The sequence below is a fragment of the Methanosphaera sp. A6 genome (assembly GCF_001729395.1).
GTDB classification, from domain to species: domain Archaea; phylum Methanobacteriota; class Methanobacteria; order Methanobacteriales; family Methanobacteriaceae; genus Methanosphaera; species Methanosphaera stadtmanae.
Genome location: NZ_MAIF01000153.1, coordinates 1 through 21,890 on the forward strand (window position 1 = coordinate 1; position 21,890 = coordinate 21,890).

Sequence of the window (21,890 nt, forward strand, 5' to 3'; positions counted from 1 at the left end):
AAGAATTATCTGTATTTTTTTCGTTGATTCCAAATCTTTTTCATGGAACTTAGTCCACCAGGATCTTTAGTGAAGATTTTCATTTCATGAATAAGTTCAGCTACCTTTAAACTAGCCTTATAACCATTTTTCACGAGACGTTCTCCATTAGGCTGTTTCATTGAATCAATTGATGAGGCAATATCATATTCTGATACAACAGTTATTCCAAGTTTTCTTGCTAAATCATTACTTGCATGTTGTCTGTGAAAACCTAACAATTTAATTGCTGGAATTGACAGAGCTCCAACTTCTATTGTAACACCCATACCTGCACAGTATATTACACCCTGTGATGCTTTCATTAAACTTAGAAGATCAACAAATCCATCAATCACATAAACATTACGTCTTGTTATTAATTTACTAATATATTTTACATCAAAACGATATGGAACTATTAGTATTGTTTTATCAAGTTTTTGAATCTCTGATATAATATCAGGTATGTCTGTTGCACGTGTATCTCCACCTAAAAACAATACATAGAAGTCATCAACACCATATTTTTCATATATTTCTTCTTTAGATTCAAGTTCCATTCTATTGACATATTCAGCCTGAGGATATCCCCTAATATTAAATGTATTTTTTATACCATACATTTTCTTTAAATTCTTCTGAGCAACATTATTTGGAACAGTAATTAAATTAGCATATGCAATCATTTCAATAGGATTATAAATATCTTGTTCCATGTGTAATACTGGAATATCTAATTTTTTTGCTGCAAGAATTCCCTTTCTCACATCCCCTGAATTTCCACATGTTATAACAAGATCTGTATCTGAATTTTTTAATGCCTTGTATGTTTTATATGTATCTTGTAGTACTAATCTTCCAATTGTGAAGTTACTTCTTTTTACAGATGTGTTCTTTCTGCTTTCACCAATTGCCTTTATATCCACACTGTAAGGGGATAATAATTCCATTGCTCCAGTATCATGTGTTAATGATATTATTTCATCATCATCCAATTTTTCTATAATTGGAATTAAAGTTTTTGCTGGAGCTGTTTCTGCTACTAATGCTATATTCATTTATTCCCCTCCTTTTCAATGGTTATTGTATAAATTGTAATTATTATTGATATTACAAAGAACAATATTATTACTAAATCTGTTGGTCCTGTTTCAATCCATATTATTACATGGGCAATTAACATTGCATATAATGCTACATATATTCCTCCAAGACTTCTTTGTATATAGTATAATATATTCATTAGTCCCCCTATTATAAACATTTGAATAAGCATTGCATATAATCCAAAGTCAAGTAATGCTGGTCCAAATATCATAGATGTTGTTGAATGAGCATATCCTAGTGTTGTTAAACCCACTATAACTCTAGGATCTGATGATTTGAAAAATCCCATTAAAGTATTATAGAGTAATTGTCCATGTGTACTTCCCTGTAGTAATACTGCATGATCTAATACTTGAAGAGTGTATCCTGCTCTATAAAAGAGTAATTCCAATGGATTTAATGTCCATGTTTGCCATTCAATAGATTGTACTGCCACATATCCTACAACCAACAGTAATATGAATATTGCTACTAGTGCAATAAACAAGTATTTCCAGGGAAGATTTCTTGTATAGTAAATAGTGATTAATACACTCAGTACTATTGCTATTGCTGTTGTACGATAACCTGTACATACAAATAATAACAATCCCACTATAAATAGTATATAATATCTTCTATCATGATACTTTGCCAGTAATATGTTAATTGAAGGTAAAAATAACAGATAAGATAAAAGCCATATTCTTGTTGCAGCATGTGCCTTTAAGTATCCACTAAATAATGGAATTCCTCCAAGATAGATCATATTTATAATTTGTAATAATATTCCAAGTATTACACAAGATAATATTATCTTTTCTGAAGTTATTTTCTCAAGCTTTTCCTCTTTAATAGATAATTTTCTATTTTTTAGCAAGTATTTTATAGAAATCATTCCTATAATATATGCCATTAATCCTAAAAATATAATTCCTATCGTATTAGTATTTATACCGACTAATTCTTTCAGATGATAATTAAATGCTACAAATGAAAAAACTAAATACAAAATAACCAATAAAACTACGATTATTGGTGAAAAAATATCAAAATTCTTATAATTCATAATATCGACCATAAAAAGTTAAAAGATGTACTTGTATAAATACTAAATAATATACTAGTATGTATATTTCTATAAACTGATATAAACATTTTATTTTATTTTTAGAAAAATAGAGTATATGAAAATAAGACATTATATAGAAGTATACAATTAATATTTAAAATGGATATGAAATAATGGCAAATAAAGTTCTCAAAAGTAGTTTTATTCTATTAATTGGTAATTTATTATTTCGTGTTGGAGGATATATTAACAGACTACTTATGAGTAGAATGTTAGGTCCAGAAGGATATGGATTATATGGTCTAACACTTCCTTTTCAAGGAATCTTTCAAATACTGTCTGCTGGAGGATTACCCCCTGCCATATCAAAATATGTTGCCCAATACAATGCTAAAGATGAAAAAGCACTTTCTAGACAAATTATAATTACATCAACTAAGTTTATGATACTTATGGCTATTTTGCTTAGTATTGTGTTGTTATTTTCATCAGATTTTATTGCAAATAACATTTTTCGCAAACCACTTGTTGTATGGCCTCTTAGAGCAGTGTGTTTAATCACACCATTTAGTGTTGTTGTAGGTTCTATGCGTGGAGCATTTCAGGGAACATATAAAAATGAGTACACTGTTTATAATAGAATGGCAGAACAGGTATCAACCATTGTTTTTGCATGTATCTTTGTATACTTTGGTATGTATGCTATGGGTGCTGTTTTAGGTAGTGCCTTTGGATTTATAATATCTGCTATTACAGCTGTATTTTTATATAAGAAATATATTGATCCCATATTTAAAACTGAAGATTCACTTGATTTAACATTTCATGAAGAATTATCTCTTCTTTGGAAGCTTATATGTTTTGCTATTCCTGTTGCAATCACTGCCCTTTCAGAAATGGCTATTTATGATGTTGGTACTATTATTATTGGTATATTCATGTTATCTACAGATGTGGGATATTACAATGCAGCAGATCCAATATCTAGAATACCTCTTATAATTTCACTTTCAATATCAACAGTACTACTTCCAGCTGCTTCTGAAGCATATGCATTGGGTAATAGAAGTCTTTTACAGGAGTATGTTGTTGATTGTTTAAGATATGGTATTTTAACTGTTGTTCCAATGTGTATTCTTATTAGTGTATTTAGTTGTCCTATTTTAATTATATTATTTGGACATACCTACATTCCAAGTTCAGATGTTTTAAGTATTCTTGTTATTGGAATGTCATTCTACAGTATCTACATGATTTGTAGTAGTATATTGCAGGGAACAGGACAGCCTAAACTTCCAATGTATATATTGATTGTTGGTATTATAATGAATATTACATTGAATGTGTTATTTGTAAAATCAATTGGTATTGTTGGTGCAGCAATTGCAACTACCATCGCCACATGTATATTGATGATTGTAATATTATACTGTGTTATAAGAAATACGAGAATATCAATCCCATGGAAGAATATTCTTATGATCATTATAAGTAATATTATTTTAACAATAGCTTGTATTATAATTCCAAAAACAATAATTGGATCTATAATTGGTTGTGTTGTAGGATGTGTAATCTATGTGTTATCATTAATACTTCTTAGAGCACTCTCCAAAAGAGATATTGATTTTTTCACAGCATATCTTTATAAAATAAAATTCATTAAACCATATATAGAAAAAATAGTAAAATTTATAGAAAAACACGACTTAATATATAAATAAACATGACACTGGGGAATATGTAATGAATAATCGAAAAGTAGAACTAACTAGAAAAACACGTGAAACAGACATAAAAATAAAATTAAACATAGATGGAAATGGTGAAAGTCACATTGACACAGGTCTTAAATTCTTTGATCATATGCTAGAATCATTTAGTCGTCATGGATTTTTTGACTTAGAAATAAATGTAGATGGAGATATTGAAGTAGATGATCATCATACCATAGAAGATACAGGACTATTGCTTGGAAAATGTTTTAGAGAAGCTCTTGGCGATAAACGTGGAATAAATAGAATGGGTTATTCCATAGTACCAATGGATGAATCACTATCAACTGTAGCAGTTGATATTAGTGGACGTAGCTACACTGTATTTAATGCTACTTTCCAATATCAGTACATTGGAGATGTTACCTCCCAAAATATTAAACACTTCTTTGAATCCTTTGCAATGACAAGTCAAATGAATATCAATATAAAAGCTGAAGGTGAAAATGATCATCATATATGTGAGGTTATATTTAAAGCCTTAGCACGTAGCTTAAATGATGCTACAAAAATCACACATAATCAAATATTAAGTACAAAGGGAAAATTATAGAACTTTCCCTACACTTTATTATAAGTATCTATTCTTTATTATCATTTAACGAAGTCCCATATAATATGGATCCATTTCTTCTATGAGCTGTTCTAACAACAGTATCATTACTTTTTTCTATTTCTCTTGCTTCATATGCAAGTTTTGATGCTGCAGACATCATTTCATGAGCAGCACTTACAAGTGGAATATAAACATGATAATCCTTTGTTTTAAAACAAGCTCTTACATTCATAGAAGATACCTGACATGCAATGGAATATGCTGCAATAGCTTTACTTTTAGCATATGGATTTTTAAAGTCAGCTGCATCCACAGCATTTTCCGCAGTAATAACAAGTTCTGGTAGTGAATATAATTTATCTTCATCAATATCCCGTATTACTTTATCTAATGTTTTATGAATTAATCTAAATACACCAGTTGTTGAGAGTACCATCAAGACATCAGAATTAAATACTGCCATTTCTGTAGCATCCAAAAATTCTCTTCTTGCTCCAATCATTGAATCAGCCTTTACTATAATATATCCAAGACCTTGTTCCTTCATAGAACCAATTGCACGTTCCCCTGGTCCATCACCAATTACAATTGTTGGAATATTCTTTTTAGATAGTGTTTCTCTTGCAGAGGATGGGGATTTAGCTCCAGGATCTGGACTAATAAATATAATAACATCTGGATTATACTCATCAATCTTTGGTAAAACATCATCCATCTGATTTTTACCCATTTTAGCTCCAGAACTTATTGTTCTCACATCAATATCTTCCCTATCTGCTCTTTCATCTAATATCATGTCTATTAATACAGATGTTCCTATGTTACCAACTTTTACAATTCCTATTTTTACTACCATGATTTCACTCTTATTATTACATAAATTCTATACTTATTTTTTTTATATTATTTTATTTATTTTCATATGCAGACTGTGTAAAATTATATCCAAAATCTGGTAAACATGCAGTATGGGTGTGAATATAACTTGCCAATGTGTTATTTTTTAGTAATCCATCATATTTACCTGTTATTCCAACACCACGTCTCATACTAAATGCAAAGTCATTTGAATTTGAGCCTGTGTATTCTACCTTAGAATAATGGAATTCATGTCCATGATATGTTGTATTTTTCTTTAGTATTGGATTATCCCTTTGAACATGTGCTATTGTATAGCTTAGTCCCTGTACCCTTTTTGTTAACATTGAATGATAAGGAAATACATCAACCATAGGTAGAGAATCTATTGTTTTACACAGATACATGAGTCCTCCACATTCAGCATATATTGGATGATTATCTTGTGAAAATTCTTTTATTGATTCAAGCATTGTAGTATTTTTTGATAATTCCTTCTTAAATATTTCAGGATATCCTCCACCAATATACAATGCATCAACAGATGGTAATTGTTCATCATGTATTGGACTGAAGTATTCTATTTTAGCATTGTTATATTCTAGTGCTTCAAGATTTTCCTTATAATAGAAGTTAAAGGCTTCATCAAATGGAACAGCTATTCTTGTTTTATGTTTTGTTTTATTAGGTGACCATATTGGTTCATATTCATTAATTATTGGATTAGAATTATCCATTATCTCCATTAATGCATCAAGATCAATATTTTCCCTTATTAATTCTCCCCATTTCTCTACAAGTCCAGATATACGTTCTTGTTCCACGGCAGGTATCAGTCCAAGATGTCTTTGTTCCATTGATATGGAATTATCCCTCTCAATACCTCCAAGAACACGAGTATTTGCTAGTTTTTCAACTGCTTCCTTTGTTTTTAAGTAATGTTTTTGACTTTTAACATTGTTTAAGATTACTCCTTCAATATCTATCCGTGAATCTAGTGCCTTAAATCCAAGAGTCATTGCTGCTGCACTTCTAACAAGACTACGACTATTTATTATCAATATTACTGGAGAATTAAGTGCTTTTGCAATTGAAGAAGTACTTCCTATATCATTAGTAGGACTTATTCCCTCATATAACCCTCTAACTCCCTCAATAATTCCATAATCTGCATGGGATGATGTCATTCCATTTTTGAAGGATTGTCTTATCTGTCCATCAGACATGAAAAATGAATCTAAATTACGAGAAGAAACTCCCGTTGCACAATTATGATATGAAGGATCAATATAATCTGGACCTACCTTAAATGGTTGTATTTTATGTTCATCAGATAATGCCTTCATAATACCAGTGGCTATGGTTGTCTTACCAACACCACTTCCTGTTCCTGTCAATACTACTCTTTTCATATAAATAACCTACTTGAGAAATAAAACTAAAAAAAAATATCATATCCATTTTATTTTAATACTTATTATAATTATATTTTAAATTAATAAGATATAGATTTTTAGAAAAAAATAAGAAAAATAAAATAGGAATGAAATTAAAATAATGAAATTATATGATAAGTATCTATAATAGGATAAAATATTATGACAGACAATAAAAGAATCATTGCATTATCAAATCAATTACGTGAAGAAGGTATGCAAGTTAGTATAAGAAGTACAAAAACTGCATGTGATGTATGGAACCTACTTAAAGGTACAACAAGTCTGACAAATCTTCAAACTGCACTAAAAAGTGTTTATATCAAGGATCATCACGATAATCAAAAGTTTGATAAGGTTTTTAATGACTTATTTATAGATGTTGATGATGCCAAAGGTCAAGTACTTGAAGATATGCCATACAATGGTAAAAATGATGATAAATCAGTTGAATATGAGGATATTATGAGTCTTCCAGATAACACTATTGAATCATCACAACCCTTATCACTTGAGAAGATGTTACCTCCAGATTTTAATCCAGAAACACTACAACAAAAAAGAATACATGAAAAAGACATACTGAAAACTGATATTAGTCATCTTAACTCATTTGATGAAAGAATTCTTGATCTTTGCAGAAAATTAGGAGATAAAATAGCAAATAGACGATCAAAAAGACGAAAACTAAAAAATGCTAAAACAATAGATATGCCAAAAACAATACGAAGAAATCTTAAAAATGGTGGTAAATTAATTAAATTATACCAATCAAAACCCCCAGTACGTAAGAATAAACACGTATTTCTAAGTGATGTTAGTGGTTCCTGTGATTGGATAAGTAGTTGGTTTTTTTCAATAATATATGGTTGTCAAAAATCATTCAATAAAATATACAGTTATGAATTTGATAACTCCATTATCAACACGACATCATACTTAAATAGTGAATCATACTATGAAACCTACCAGAATATCACAGCCCAAAGATTAAGACGTGGAATGATACATGGACAGTCTGATATGGCAAAATCATTCAAAGAATTTCTAAAGGATGCACCACTAAATCACAAGACTGTTGTAATTATACTAACAGATTGTAGGGATTGGAGAGGAAAAAGAGAAGAAGGTGTTCTGGAGAGTGCCCAAATACTAAAACAAATAGTTCAAAAAAGTTCAAAAGTACTTATATTTAATCCTGAAAATAAAAAACGTTGGAATACACCTACAAGTTGTGTAAAAGACTACCAAAATGCTGGTGCTAAGGTGTATGAAATTAAAAATCTGGAAAATCTTGCAAATTTAATTACAAATCTATAAAAAAAATCTTATAATGGATGTGCAGTAATTATTGTAAAACTTGAAGCATTAACTGTTATTATAATATTATCAACTCAGTATAATAGTTTTTACCTTTACGTGTTATTTTTGCATTACTTACTATTTTATTTTTACAGTACTCTATGCGTCTTTACATCAATATTTTTCTTAATATATTTAATTCCTAACTCTGTTGTATGTACTTTATCTATATTTTTAAGTAGATTACAAGTTAACACCCAAAAAAATGTATAAAAATAGATATTCAATCTATATCTATTTTTGTAAATGTGTTCCATACTTCTTCAAGAACATCCTTTTGATTAATATCATCAATTACATTATTTACAACATCTAATTCTGCATTTGTTTCTGGATATTTTGGTACTGCACTACATCCACCATCAGGAATTATTGATGTTTCATATGTTCCAATTGTTTTAGCTATAGCTTCTATTTCTATTTTATCAAGACTTATTAATGGACTAAATATTGGCATTCTACATTTATATCGTGTTGCTTCTATATTTCTTAGGGTTTGTGATGCTACTTGTCCAATACTACTTCCATCTGCTATTGCATTTGCATGATTAAATTTAGCAAGTTGTGCTGCTGTTTGATACATCCCACTCTTACATAACACACAAGTCATACGTGGTGGTGCTTGTTTTATTACATGTTCAAGGTATTGTCCAAAGTTTATTGTGTATAATTTAACTTTTACTCCTACAGAGTATCTTTGTAGTCTTTGTGCTTGTTTTTTAACCTTTTCTATTGTGTTTTTTGTGTATGGATTGTTATCACAGTGAAGTAATATTATTTTACATCCCCTTTTAAGCATTTGGAATGAAGCAACTGGTGAGTCTATTCCACTTGATATAAGACATACAACTGAACCCTGTGATCCTACAGGTAATCCTCCAAGTCCAGGTATTTTTTCTGTAAACATGTATGTTTTATTTTCACGTATTTCCACATACAATGTAAAGTCTGGATTTGACAGATCTACTTTTGCATTTGTTATATCTATAACTACAGATCCACAGTATCCTGCCATTTCTTGACTTGAAAAGTCATGATTTCCCACCCTTCTACATTTTACTGCAAATGTATCTTTTTGGGGATTAAATTTTCCTTCATCTATTACTTTTGGTATTATTTCATGAATTAATTCACTTATTTTTTCTTTATCTGTTATTGTTTGTGTTATTGGACTGTATGATACTATTCCAAACACTCTTGAGAGTACATCTGCTACTTTCTCATTAGTTTCTTCTGTTTTAAGTGTTAATCTTCCCTGATTATTTTCAAATTCACATTCAAGTTCTGATTTTATATTATCCATTAATCTTTTTTCGAATTTATGTCTTATTTTAGGACTTTTAATTCCAATTTCACCATATCTTACAAAGTATTCCATTATTTTCCCTCATCATAATTTTTGTGCTAAGTATTGTCCAAGTCTTCTTGATAGTGCTAGTATTGTATATATTGGTGGTAGTCCTGGTGCTTCTGGAAGTACACATCCATCTCCAACATATAAGTTTTCTATTTCTGTTTCTAGATTACTATCTACTATGTCTCCTATTCTTGCTGAGGATATTAGGTGTGCTCCCCTTACATGTGTTGAAGAGATACTTTCTATGTCTGCCCCAGCTTTTACAAGAATTGATGCAGCTATTCCACAACCTCTTGCTATTAATGATGCATCTTCAAAGTCTATTCCTTTTACTACTTCATTTGCATAGACATATCCTTTGGTGTTATCTGGTACTTTTACCATGAAACTTATTATATCATCACTTGTTGCATCAGGATGTGTTTCTTGTATTTTTGGTAGTAGGAATTGACTTGTGTGTGAAGCTATTACTATGTGTGGTAGTTTTATGAATTTGTTCATTTGTATTTCATTATCTTGTTGTGCTCCTTTATAATATCCACCTATTGTTACAAATGGATCTACAGCCAGTGTTTCTCCTGCTTTTATACCGGCAATTCTGAGTAATTTTGGAGTTACTATTCCACCTGCTGCAAGCACTACCACATCTGCATAGTATGTATTTGCCTTATCAGTTACAACTCCTTTTATTTTATTATCTTCCACTATGAGATTAATTACTCCTTCATCTGTAATTAATTTTGCCCCATTGGATTGTGCTACCTTAAGATCTTCTAAACTACTCCATTTTGCACCATTAGGACACCCCCATGCACATTTTCCACATATTATACATTTTTCTGGATTTATTCCCTTTGGCATTGGTTGCATCTCTAATCCTAATTCCCTTGCAGCATCTGCTAGAAGTTTGTTTATCTTTCCTTCATGTGATTTAGGCATTGTTTGAATTTGTATTTCTTCTTCTAATTGTTTTAGTTGTGGTGTTATATCTATGTCAAATTCTTTTAATTCATCAACTAATGCTGGAACATAATTTCCTGCTATTACTAGTGATGATCCACCTACACATGTGGTTTTTATTAATTCTAGTTCATTTTTATCCCATGGATCATAGAATTTATATGATTCACCAGGTGTTGTTTTGGGTCCTTTTTCTATTATTGTGATGTTCACGTCAGGATTTTTAGACAATTCTCTTGCTACACTTAATCCTCCAGTTCCTGCTCCTACAATAATCACGTCACTCATTATATCACCATTATCTTATTTTTTATAATCTTCTTTTTGTTTTTCTTTTTTCTTTCTATTTTTAGCTTTTTGAATAGGTGTTTGTCGAAGTATATCTGCTTCAACTTGTTTTTTATTTACTTTTTTATGTACTTGATTGAAGTTATCCATGACTTTATAATGGTGTTCTTCCTTTTGTGGTTGAGTAGTTGGTTTGTGAATATATTCTGCAATATTTACTCCAATTATTGCTGGTAATCCACATAGTACTACTGCTGCTATAGCAGGTATTAAAACTCCCATTAATAAATCAATACCTACTGTTATTGTGTCTATTGGAATAGTAACATTGGTTGTTGGCATATAATCCACTAGGAACAATCCAGCAGGATACGATAAGATATAACTTATAACAGTGTATAAAAGGCCCGTTAGTACTGCATAAGCTTTACTTTTTGTAATTAATGCTATTATAAAACCTATAGCTATTAGTATTACAAGATAACTTATTCCTATTCTTGCTAGTATTAGTGCAAGTATTGCTGATATTATAACAATTCCGAATTTTCCTAGAAAATTAAAAGAAGACATATTTTTTTATTCCCCTATTTTAAGCATTTTATTGTTAAAAAAAAATATAACAATTGTTAATACGGAATACCTATGAAACTAAATATTCATATTCCATACATACTATATATAAAAATATTAATTTAAATAGTTTTATCCAAATATAAGATATATAATAAAAGAATTTACTAGAAGGGATTATAAATTAAATATAAAACAATAGAAAATCCAAGTACACAAGAGGCATATGAACTTATTAAAGACGGATTTAATAAAAAATCAATGATTATCATCCTTGCTCAATGTCATGTAGAGTATGAAGGACGAGCACGTAGCAGATTAGACAAAGGTGATAGATTAATATTAATAAAAAAAGATGGAACATTTACAATACACCAAGAACTAAACCTAGATCCAGTAAACTGGCAAGCTCCTGGATGTAAAAATAAAGTTAGTCTAAAAGAGAATCAAATAATACTACAAAGTATAAAAACAAAGCCTGATGAAGAAATAACAGTCTACCTAGATACAGTCTACTGTGCAACATACTACAACTGTGTTGATACTAAAAATCTTGAAATAAGAGGATATGAAAAACACATGGTTGATCTTGCATGGGAAAAACCAGAATTAATAGAAAAGGGATTTAGACCAACAAGACGAGAATATCAGACAGAAAATGGATTTATTGATTTAATGGGAACTGATAAAGATGAAAAACTAATGATACTTGAATTTAAAAGTAGAAAAGCTGGTACGAATGCTGTGAAACAATTGAAAGGATATGTTGAATGTTTCATGGATAATAAAGAATTTGTTCGTGGAATAATTGTAGCACCTGACATAACAGACAATGCCTTGGAACTTCTCAAATCATTACAAATGGAATTCATACCACTAAATCCACCAAAGGATTTACTAACAAAAAAAGCATCAACTCTAGATTCATTCTTCTAAGGGAAGATTACATTAAAAATTCATAATCTTCCCCATTGATACTAAGTAGTATTGCATCAACAATACATGCAGTATTCCATCCAACAACCTTTGTTGCAACATCTTGTAATGGTTCAGGAATTTCTTCTACCCCATATGGTCTTATAATTATAATTGGTTTTCTAAAACCCTTTGCATACTTAATATGTTTTTCAATTAATTCTTTATCATCATCCCATAAACCTGATAAAACAATAAGTGCATCAGATTTATCAATTGCATCAACAAATCCATCACCTATCTTTGTAACATCACTCCATTTAAATGCTTCGGTAGATGATTCTAATCTTTTCATAAATATATTATAATCTTGACAATCCTTAGGATATGATATAAATAACTTCCATGTTGTCATATCATCCTCTGGAAATAAATCTAACATGATAGTTCCTCCTTTAATTATACCTTTTTTTTATTTACATTAATAATTTACTATTAACTCCTTTGATATATATTTTTTATAGTTTAGAACTATATTTTTTTTTATTATTTTATGAAAAATACCTTCTTATTTTATTTTCATAGGACATACAATTATAAATCATTATATTTTTAAAGTATTTAATTTTAGGCTTTGTAGAAGATATCTTTTTAAAATTTTTTTTACTCTTCTATCACTATTGTAAATATGTATTACTAATTTTAGATAATTTATTTTTATTATAGTTTCCATGTTGTGAATGTACTATTTCATAATAACTTATTTCAATCCCTAGTTTTCATAACTAAAACTTCCCTCTTATCAAAGCAATATATTCATAAATTATTAAATAAGTAATTAGTATATAATAACCTTTTTTCACAAAAATAAACACCAAATATAAATATCTACTAAAAAGTAATTTTAACAATATAATAAGAATATAGTTTTAAATCCTGATAAAATTAAATCAATGGACTAAAAAAAAGTTTATATTAAAATAAGCTAAATTATTAATTAAAGAGGTGTATATTAATGAAAGATTTTAAAATAGCTACTTGTCAAATGAATGTTGTTGATAATAAAGATACTAATATAGAACATGCAATCCAGTTAATTAAAAAAGCCTCATCTAATGGAGCTAAACTTATAACACTACCTGAAATGTTTAATACACCATATGATAATAGTAAATTTATTGAGTATTGTGAAGAGGAAACCACGAGTAAAACCCTAAATTCTATGCAAGATATAGCTAGAGAGGAAAATATTTATCTACAATCAGGATCAATACCAGAAAAAGAAAGTAACCACTTATATAACACAGCTTATCTTATAAATCCTAAAGGAAAAATAATAGGAAAACATAGAAAAATGCACATGTTTGATATTGATACAGATAATATGAAATTTACTGAGTCTGATACACTCACACCTGGAGACTCAGTTACAACAATTAAAACACCCCTTGCTAACATATCCATTGCAATATGTTATGATATACGTTTTCCAGAATTATGGACATTAATGAATAAAAACAACAGTGATATTATACTACTTCCTGGAGCATTCAATAAAACAACAGGCCCACTTCATTGGGAGACTTTAATTAAAGCCAGGGCAATTGATAATCAATGCTATGTTGTTGCAACAAGTCCAAGTCAAATAGAAAATCCATACTATGTTGCATGGGGCCATTCAATGATAGTTAATCCCTGGGGTAAAATCATTGCTAAGGCCCATGAAAATGAAGAAATACTATATGCTAATATTACACAATCATCACTTAGCTCTGTTCGTAATCAAATCCCAGTACTTACCAATAGAAGAAATGATATTTATGACACAATATTAAAATAAGAATGAATAGTTTTAAAAAATAGATTCTCTTTTAAACTTTAAAATAAACTATTTTTATTTAAATTTTTATTTAAGAAATAGAATTTAACTTTTTTTTAGAAAAAGAAGAATAAATTAAAGAAATACTTTAATTATTCTTTTATGAATATAACATCAGTTGTATTACATCCACTGTTATATGCTTGTCTATCACCTGTTACTATTGTAATGTTATTAACATTTTTAACAGGAATAATGATGTTTTTAAGATCTATAACTCCATTATTAATTGTGTAGTAGATTGTTTGATTATTTTCATCTTTTAAAGTTACACCATTAACTTTTAGACAAATTTTATTTGTTCCTACTACGAAATTTCCTTGATAGTCAAGTATTTTAGCAGTTACATTCATTGTTTTATCTGTTTTTGATACTGATACATTGTTTATATCGATTGAAATATCTGATTTTTCAACATGGAATACTGTGGTGTTTTTTGTTTCTTGATATATTTTATCAGCATATACTGCTTCTACTGTGTAGTTTCTTAAAGTATTGTTTTTATCTACAGATGCCATACCTTGTGGTATGTGGTATGTGTAAGTTGCAGTGTTATTTATTATATCACTAAAGACTATGTTACCATCATCATCTTTTATGGTTTTACCATTTATTTTAAAAATCACACGTCCAGTATTTATTGTTCTGTTTTCTGCATTTGGTGTTATATCAGCTATTTTTACTGTGAATGTTATGTTTGTATTTTGTTTTACTGTTGTAGTTGATGTTGTAACATTTAATTGTGTCATACGTTTTCCAACTATTACAGTAGCCTCTTGTGCTCTTGCACTTTCATAGATGTATGATCCACTGTATGATGCAGTTACATTCTTAATATTTCTAAGATACATGTCAAGATGTAGATTATATCTTACAAAACCATTTTCAACTTTTAATTTAAGTGGATTTGCTGTACTATTAAAGCTTCCATCTTCACGTAATGTTTTACCATTAAGTTTAAATACAAGATTTCCACCATTTACAAGGTTACCATATTCATCAGTAATTTTAGCAATTAAAGTTATGTTTTCACCAATAATACCACTTGCAGGATAAACTGTAACTGTTGTTTTAAGTTTATTTGCTGTAAATAAAGTTATATCATATGAAGCATCGTGTGTGTTATTTCCAAGATAAACTACTTCTACTGTGTTATTTAATGAATTTACTTTGTATGTGTATTTGTAATTACCATTGTTATCTGTTGTTATGTTGTATGTTTGGTTGTTTATGATAAGTTTTATTGGAGTGTTTTTCATTACATTTCCATATTCATCATATAATGTACCATTTATTACTACATTAGAGTTGATTTTAACATCAGAAATATTATTTATATCAACATCAGTTAGTATTTTTCTTACATCAAATGCAACTCTTGTATTTGCAGATAAGTATGAATCATTACCAGAGTATGATACATCTATTGTGTTTACTTCTATTTTATTTGTTTGGAATGTGTATTTATAATTACCATTATTATCAGTAGTTACATTAACTGTTTTATCATTAATATTTAGAGATATTGTTGTGTTAACAAGTTTATTTCCAAACTCATCTTTGAGTGTACCATTTACTGTAACATTATTTCCAATTACTATTGTAGATATTTTATTTACATCTATAATTGAACTTATTTTTCTTACATTAAATGAAGTTACATTAGTTGAATAATCATGTGAATTGTTACCCTCATATATCACATATACCTCATTTGTTCCCAGAACATTTGTTATGTAATCATATGTGTAGTGTCCAAATTCATCTGTTACTAGAGATACCATTTGATTGTTAACTGTAAGAACTACTTTTGTATTTGCCATGATATTTCCAAATTCATCTTTGAGTGTACCCTTGATTAGAACATGTGTGGACATTGTAGTATTTTTTATTTCATTTATAGAAATTGATGTTTCAATACCAACTACAAAGAAATATTTTATATCCCCATTCATTTTATATGTATCATTTCCATAATAGATAGCTTGGACTTCATTTATATCCACAAAATCTGTTTTATAAGTGTATGTAAATACTCCCTTTTCATCAGTAGTTACAATAACTTGACGATTATTAATCATTAAAGTAACATTTACATTAGATATTATGTTTCCATAAATATCTGTTAATGTACCACTTATTTGTGCATTATTACCATATGTGGTAGTTTTTATGTTATTTAATTTGATGGTTGTGTTGATTTTTGTTACATTGATTATTGTTTTATTTTCTACTTGATTATATAATGCATTACCACCATAAAATCCAATTATACTAATTGTTTCTTCTTGTGTTGGAATGAATGTTGTTTTATAATATCCAAATTCATTTGTTGTTACATTTACTAATTTACCACCAATATTAAGTGTTATATTGAAGTTAGATAAAACATGACCAAATTCATCTTTAAGTATACCTTCAATTGAAGTATTTTTTCCAATCTCTATAGTATTATTAGAAGTTACTGTTAATTTTGTATTGATTTTATTTACATTGAATGATGTAGTGTTTGCTGATGGATTATGAGTAGAATTTCCAATGTATCCCACTATTACATTAATTATTCCTGCAGTTTCTGGAGTATATTTAAATTTAAAGTTTCCTTCAGAATCTGATAAATTATACACCAAATTATCATTTACTAAAAAGCTTAACTCAGTATTAGGTAATATATTACCAAATTCATCATATATAGTTCCATTAATATATGTAGAAGATCCAATTTTTATATCTTCCACATGATTTATAACTATTTTAGTATTTAATGGTATTACTGTATAATATATTTCATTTGATGATGGATTATAAGTATAATTTCCATTATATTGAACAATTACTTTTTTTATTCCTATTGATTGACTTTTACGTATGAATTGATACTTTCCATTAACATCACTTGTTGTTGTGTATGTTTCTTCATCAATAATAATTGAAACTTCAGTATTTGGTAGAATATTTCCAAACTCATCATATACTGTACCATTGATTAATATACTTTGACCAAATTTCACACTACCATTAGTTAAATTTGTACTTACTGTTATTGCTGTGTTTATAGGATTTACATAGAAGTTTGTTTGATTACTTGTTGGATTATATGTACTGTTTCCCAAGTATTTCACTAGAACTAATCTTGAACCTATAATATATGTAGTATATGGCATTTCATAGTATCCTTCATTATTAGTCATAATTGTGTATTCTTTTCCATTAACAACTATTATAACTTCTGTATTAGGTAAAATATTTCCATATACATCTTTAAGTACACCATTTATAATAATTGAAGATCCTATTTTCACACTATGTGTGGTATTTACTGTTATGGTTGTGTTTATAGTAGTTACATTTAATGATGAAGAGTTTGATGATGCATAATGTGTTAGATTTCCATCATATGATACTATAATATTTTTTATACCAACATTTGATTTAGTAACATTCATTGAATATTTTCCATTGTTGTCTGTTGTAACATTACTACTTTTTACTTCACCATTTATTACTACAGATATGTTTACATTTGAAAGTGGTTTTCCAAATTCATCTTTTAAAATTCCAGATATTGTTATGTTTTTTCCATAAGGTATATCACTAACTGGATCTAGAGTTATTGTTGTTTTTATTTTACGAACTGTGATTGCTGTTTGAGCATCTGAAGAATAATAAGTACTGTTTCCAAGATAACTTACTGATACACTTGCTTTTTTCATTTCAGATATGGTATAATTATATGCATAATTTCCATTTTCATCTGTAACAAATTGAATAGTTTTACCATTTATATCTATTTCTATTGGAGTATTTGGCAAGATATGTCCAAATTCATCTTTAAGTGTACCATTTATAGTTACTGTTGAACCTACTGGTACTTGATCTATATTGTTTACTGATATTTTTGTATATATTTTATCAACATAATATTCTGTCTTGTTTAATGAGGTAGCATATTTGTTATCTCCAATATATGCTACAACCACCCCCTGTTGAATAGAACTGTTTGCTATTTCAATTGCAGTATATTTTCCTTTATCATCAGTTGTTACATTATATACTTTATTTCCAAATGTTATTGTGATAGTTGCATTTGCTATTGGATTTTTATTTTCATCCTCTAAATATCCCATTATATATATTTTATCTCCATCTTTTAAAGGTGGACTTGGTATAATAGATAACGTTGTATTTAGTTTACGTACATTGAATGATGTTTTTATAATACTTGGATTGTGTGTATTGTTACCATGATATGCTACAGTTACATCAAGAGTATCTTCCATTGTTGTTTTGTATATATATTCATATTCACCCTGAGCATCGGTTGTTACTTGATATGTTTCATTATTTATTCTTATTTTAATGTTTGTATTTGGCATTATATTTCCAAATTCATCTTTGAGTGTACCTTTTATTGATACATTTTTATCTACTGTTGTATTTGCCACTGGATTTACTGTGATATTTGTATTTATTTTTACTACATAAGTATGAAATCCAATACTACTTGGATTTAGAGCTGTATTTCCATAATAGTATATGATTACATCAAAAGATCCTTCTCTATATACATTATATGTGAATGTATATGTTCCATTTGAATTCGTAGATACTGTAATATTTTTATTATCTTTTTCAAAACATAGTACTATATTTTCATTAGAAACTATGTGTCCAAATTCATCTGTTAAATTACCAGTTAATGTTATATTCTGTCCTATTATTGCATTTGATATCTGATTTACTGTAATTTTTGTATTTAATTTTTTTACATTAAATTCTGTACTGTTTATACAGGAATCATATCCTATATTTTCATTTCCAAAGTATTCTACAGTTACTAAAACCTTATTTCTTTCAATAGAAGATGAGTATGTTGTAAATGTTGCTACTCCATTTTCTTTGGTTATTAAATTGTATTTTTTATCATCAATTGTTAGTACTACTTTTTCTCCAACAAGACCATTACCATTTGTGAGTGTTACTTTGATTATGTTTGTTTTATTTACCTTTGTATTGGTTGCTTCTACTTTTATGTTTGTGTATATTTTTTGGATAATTATTAATACTGTTGTGTTAGATACAGTATAATTTTCATTTCCCATAAATGTTACAGGTAATTCATATTCACCAACAGATAAATCTACTGGAATTACTACGTTACCATTATTGTCAGTTACTCCCATTACTTCTGTTCCATTTGGTAATGTTACAAATACAGTTCCATTTTTTATTACTGCACTTGTATTAGCATCAAGTACTGTGATATTTAATTTACTATTTTTATAAGTAGAATTTAATATTGTTGCTTTGGTTGTACTTGGTTTTTTTGTTATATTATTTATTGGATCTTTATCATGACCTGGAATTAATTCAAATACATAGTAAGGAATTATAATTCCATCAATGTGAATTAATTTATCATATTTTTCTCTTTTTATTGAGTAGGGGAAGTAAATATAATTTGTTTCAATTATTCTATATGAACTATTATAGTATTTACTGTACATATCAGGATAAAAATTCTTAAGTATTTGTTTTGATTGTTTTTCACTTACATATTTAGTTGTATCATTTACTTTTAGGAATGTTTTAAGACCATCTGGTGTTTTGATTATGTATTTGTTAAGAGCATATTGTCCCTTGGTTTCAACTACCCAGTTAGTAGAAGCACTATTAATATGCCAATCATTTATAATCTGTGACATATTCACTGTTCCATCCCATGTCAAACTTGATCCACCAGAAGATGTCTGAGGTATATAATTTCTTGCTGCAAATTCAGTTGAATTTCCGTTTTCTGTAATATTTTCTTGTAATTCACCATTTGAATGTATAAAAAAATAAGCTGTTTCAGTACCATTTGTATCTACATTTAATGTGTTATTTGTAGTTTTTAGTGATTTTTTATTTGTATTTGATTTTTGTGTGTTGGATGTTATGGTTTTATTTGAATTTACTTGTTTACTTTCTTTAATTAAATTATCTTTATTTATATTTTTATTTGTTTGATTTTTTATTATATTTTTAAAGTAGGATTTATCTTTTGAAGTATTCATACTAATTGTATTATTTACACATATATCACTATTTGAAGATATAGTAGTTGGTGTATCATTAATATTTGTTGCATTTACTGCTGATAAGGCTACAAATATTAAGAATACTGTACAAAAAAGAAACATAAATCCTTGTTTATTAACCAAAAATATCACCTCTCTTACTTTATTATATATTACACATATATAATCAGATATAATCCCTATTTAAATTACACCATGAAATTATATTAAATTTAAAAGTATATAAACATAACTAAAAAAAGAAATATTAATCTTAAATTCAAAAAAAAATGGAAAATAAATCATTTTTATAAAAATAATCTAAAATTTTACTATAATAATATTTAATGAGTATCCAACAAATACTCTTTTTTCCAGTAATTAAGTATGTGACAATTATTTGTCCTATTAATTGTATATCTTTTTATTAAATATACTTATAGAAAACAACACAAAATATTTGATAATTATAAACATAGTAAAACAAAATCTTGTTGAAAACACAAAATAGAATTATTACATGCTCTTAATTATAAAAAAATATTTCATTCTATAGAAAAACAATCCCCATATACTAAATACACATACACTATAGTTAGGATAAAATAAGATATTTTAGAAAAAATATGAAAAATAGGAAAAAAGTAATATTATTTTTTAGATTTAGCTTTTTTCTTCTTAGGTTTAGGATCAATTTTTTTAAGAGCTTTGTTTGCAACCTTTTTAAAGTCTTTATCACCAGTTGCTGCCCTTCGTGCTTTTTTAATAGGATCAATAGCTTTTTTATCCTTAATATCACCTAAAGCCTTTGTTGCAGACGTTCTAACACCCCAATCATCATCAGTTAAAAGTTCAATAATAGGGTCTACCGCACTTTTTACTTCCATTTCCCCAAGTGCCTTTGCTGCAAACTTTCTAATAGCAAAATCCTCAGAACCAAGAGCATTTATAAGTTCTTTTGCTACAGTATCATCACCAATATCTTTTAGAGCCAAAATAACATATTTTTGAACTAAAATATTATCACTTTTTAGTGCAGATATTAATGGTTTAATAGAATCTTGACCTATTGAAGCTAAGGATTTAGCTGCCTGAAATCTTACAAGAGGATTTTTATCAGTGAATGTGTTGATTAATATATCAATTGCATCTGTAGGATAATCTACTAATTCTTTACATGCTTCTAGACGAACTTCATGGTCTTCGCTAGTCATGTTTTCTTTCAATGTATCTAATTCAGTCATAAAAAAATACAACTCCATACTAAAATTATACACCAAATACTACAGTGTAACTTTTAGTTTTAATCTTTGATTATATATCTATAAATAATAATACTTAAAAATAGAGTATAAAACGTCACTGTTAGAAGTTCAGTGGAATATAACTTTTCATATTTTTTTAAATCCCAAAATACTAGTGTTAGTTTTGCTCGTGTTTCTGCTCCTTTAAACGTTTTCATTTTTCTTTTTATGTGTTTTGGCATTATTTTAAGGAACATATTTTCTAATCGGCTACTAGTCCTTTCTATTTTTGAATATTCACAATTTTATTTATGTTTTTAAGATATGGTTGTATAGTTTTTTCACATATTTCTATTATTGGTTTATAATAATTTTTTTTATTATTTAGAATATCTTCACGTATTTTTCTAGAATTTTTAATAGTCTGTGCATATATTGAATTTATCCTCTTC

Annotated in this window: 15 protein-coding genes and 1 pseudogene; 5 read left to right on the top strand and 11 right to left on the bottom strand. The window is 28.1% G+C overall.

The genetic code is table 11. The features are described 5' to 3' along the window. Window positions 1-5: 5 nt before the first annotated feature. Window positions 6-1,079: a hypothetical protein gene (locus A9758_RS06485; RefSeq protein ID WP_011405784.1), complete on the bottom strand. Its 1,074-nt coding sequence runs from the start codon at window positions 1,077-1,079 to the stop codon at window positions 6-8. Next, window positions 1,076-2,176, bottom strand: coding sequence for an oligosaccharide repeat unit polymerase family protein (locus A9758_RS06490; RefSeq protein WP_011405783.1), 1,101 nt, complete (start codon window positions 2,174-2,176; stop codon window positions 1,076-1,078). The genes A9758_RS06485 and A9758_RS06490 overlap by 4 nt, the downstream gene beginning before the upstream one ends. A gap of 176 nt (window positions 2,177-2,352) precedes the next feature. Here A9758_RS06490 and A9758_RS06495 point away from each other — a divergent pair, with 176 nt between their 5' ends. Further along, on the top strand, window positions 2,353-3,903 hold the full coding sequence (locus A9758_RS06495; RefSeq protein ID WP_011405782.1) for a flippase: 1,551 nt from the start codon (window positions 2,353-2,355) through the stop codon (window positions 3,901-3,903). 22 nt (window positions 3,904-3,925) lie between these two features. Further along, on the top strand, window positions 3,926-4,507 hold the full coding sequence (gene hisB / locus A9758_RS06500) for an imidazoleglycerol-phosphate dehydratase HisB (RefSeq protein WP_011405781.1): 582 nt from the start codon (window positions 3,926-3,928) through the stop codon (window positions 4,505-4,507). Between the two features lie 28 nt (window positions 4,508-4,535). On the opposite strand, the gene A9758_RS06505 is transcribed toward hisB, so the two are convergent. Together A9758_RS06505 and cfbB are read right to left on the bottom strand one after the other, a co-directional pair. After that, window positions 4,536-5,366, bottom strand: coding sequence for a F420-dependent methylenetetrahydromethanopterin dehydrogenase (locus tag A9758_RS06505; RefSeq protein ID WP_011405780.1), 831 nt, complete (start codon window positions 5,364-5,366; stop codon window positions 4,536-4,538). A gap of 52 nt (window positions 5,367-5,418) precedes the next feature. Beyond that, entirely contained in the window at window positions 5,419-6,780 is a 1,362-nt protein-coding gene (gene cfbB / locus A9758_RS06510) for a Ni-sirohydrochlorin a,c-diamide synthase (protein ID WP_011405779.1), read from the bottom strand. A 186-nt stretch (window positions 6,781-6,966) separates the two neighbouring features. On the opposite strand from cfbB, the gene A9758_RS06515 reads away from it, so the two are divergent. After that, the gene (locus A9758_RS06515; RefSeq protein WP_011405778.1) at window positions 6,967-8,124 is read left to right on the top strand and encodes a VWA domain-containing protein; all 1,158 of its coding nucleotides are present in this window, start codon (window positions 6,967-6,969) and stop codon (window positions 8,122-8,124) included. Between the two features lie 8 nt (window positions 8,125-8,132). Here the strand turns inward: A9758_RS06515 and A9758_RS07750 are convergent. The 4 genes and pseudogenes from A9758_RS07750 to A9758_RS06530 form a co-directional block, all read right to left on the bottom strand. Further along, window positions 8,133-8,363: pseudogene (locus A9758_RS07750) on the bottom strand (DUF3781 domain-containing protein). Between the two features lie 26 nt (window positions 8,364-8,389). Next, window positions 8,390-9,544, bottom strand: a complete 1,155-nt coding sequence (gene thiI, locus A9758_RS06520) for a tRNA uracil 4-sulfurtransferase ThiI (protein WP_011405777.1) — start codon at window positions 9,542-9,544, stop codon at window positions 8,390-8,392. Between the two features lie 12 nt (window positions 9,545-9,556). After that, window positions 9,557-10,771 carry a GMC family oxidoreductase N-terminal domain-containing protein gene (locus tag A9758_RS06525; RefSeq protein ID WP_011405776.1) on the bottom strand — a complete coding sequence of 405 codons (1,215 nt, stop codon included), beginning with the start codon at window positions 10,769-10,771 and terminating at the stop codon, window positions 9,557-9,559. Window positions 10,772-10,786: 15 nt separating this feature from the next. Further along, window positions 10,787-11,341: a hypothetical protein gene (locus A9758_RS06530; RefSeq protein ID WP_011405775.1), complete on the bottom strand. Its 555-nt coding sequence runs from the start codon at window positions 11,339-11,341 to the stop codon at window positions 10,787-10,789. Between the two features lie 198 nt (window positions 11,342-11,539). Here A9758_RS06530 and nucS point away from each other — a divergent pair, with 198 nt between their 5' ends. Next, a complete protein-coding gene (gene nucS / locus A9758_RS06535; RefSeq protein ID WP_255359980.1) occupies window positions 11,540-12,277 on the top strand; it encodes an endonuclease NucS in 738 nt (245 codons plus the stop codon). A gap of 7 nt (window positions 12,278-12,284) precedes the next feature. Here nucS and A9758_RS06540 read toward each other — a convergent pair whose 3' ends face one another. Then, the gene (locus A9758_RS06540) at window positions 12,285-12,698 is read right to left on the bottom strand and encodes a hypothetical protein (protein ID WP_052273650.1); all 414 of its coding nucleotides are present in this window, start codon (window positions 12,696-12,698) and stop codon (window positions 12,285-12,287) included. Window positions 12,699-13,271: 573 nt separating this feature from the next. On the opposite strand from A9758_RS06540, the gene A9758_RS06545 reads away from it, so the two are divergent. Further along, on the top strand, window positions 13,272-14,096 hold the full coding sequence (locus tag A9758_RS06545) for a carbon-nitrogen hydrolase family protein (protein WP_011405772.1): 825 nt from the start codon (window positions 13,272-13,274) through the stop codon (window positions 14,094-14,096). 131 nt (window positions 14,097-14,227) lie between these two features. Here the strand turns inward: A9758_RS06545 and A9758_RS06550 are convergent, their stop codons facing one another. Then, on the bottom strand, window positions 14,228-20,338 hold the full coding sequence (locus tag A9758_RS06550; protein ID WP_011405771.1) for a carboxypeptidase-like regulatory domain-containing protein: 6,111 nt from the start codon (window positions 20,336-20,338) through the stop codon (window positions 14,228-14,230). 506 nt (window positions 20,339-20,844) lie between these two features. Beyond that, window positions 20,845-21,438 (bottom strand): HEAT repeat domain-containing protein, encoded by a 594-nt coding sequence (locus A9758_RS06555; protein WP_011405770.1) that lies wholly within the window; start codon window positions 21,436-21,438, stop codon window positions 20,845-20,847. Window positions 21,439-21,890: the final 452 nt, after the last annotated feature.

Coding starts and splice junctions, on each gene's coding strand:
- A9758_RS06485 (WP_011405784.1), bottom strand. CDS start 1,079: ATGAATATAGCATTAGTAGCAGAAACAGCTCCAGCAAAAACTTTAATT.
- A9758_RS06490 (WP_011405783.1), bottom strand. CDS start 2,176: ATGAATTATAAGAATTTTGATATTTTTTCACCAATAATCGTAGTTTTA.
- A9758_RS06495 (WP_011405782.1), top strand. CDS start 2,353: ATGGCAAATAAAGTTCTCAAAAGTAGTTTTATTCTATTAATTGGTAAT.
- hisB (WP_011405781.1), top strand. CDS start 3,926: ATGAATAATCGAAAAGTAGAACTAACTAGAAAAACACGTGAAACAGAC.
- A9758_RS06505 (WP_011405780.1), bottom strand. CDS start 5,366: ATGGTAGTAAAAATAGGAATTGTAAAAGTTGGTAACATAGGAACATCT.
- cfbB (WP_011405779.1), bottom strand. CDS start 6,780: ATGAAAAGAGTAGTATTGACAGGAACAGGAAGTGGTGTTGGTAAGACA.
- A9758_RS06515 (WP_011405778.1), top strand. CDS start 6,967: ATGACAGACAATAAAAGAATCATTGCATTATCAAATCAATTACGTGAA.
- thiI (WP_011405777.1), bottom strand. CDS start 9,544: ATGGAATACTTTGTAAGATATGGTGAAATTGGAATTAAAAGTCCTAAA.
- A9758_RS06525 (WP_011405776.1), bottom strand. CDS start 10,771: ATGAGTGACGTGATTATTGTAGGAGCAGGAACTGGAGGATTAAGTGTA.
- A9758_RS06530 (WP_011405775.1), bottom strand. CDS start 11,341: ATGTCTTCTTTTAATTTTCTAGGAAAATTCGGAATTGTTATAATATCA.
- A9758_RS06540 (WP_052273650.1), bottom strand. CDS start 12,698: ATGTTAGATTTATTTCCAGAGGATGATATGACAACATGGAAGTTATTT.
- A9758_RS06545 (WP_011405772.1), top strand. CDS start 13,272: ATGAAAGATTTTAAAATAGCTACTTGTCAAATGAATGTTGTTGATAAT.
- A9758_RS06555 (WP_011405770.1), bottom strand. CDS start 21,438: ATGACTGAATTAGATACATTGAAAGAAAACATGACTAGCGAAGACCAT.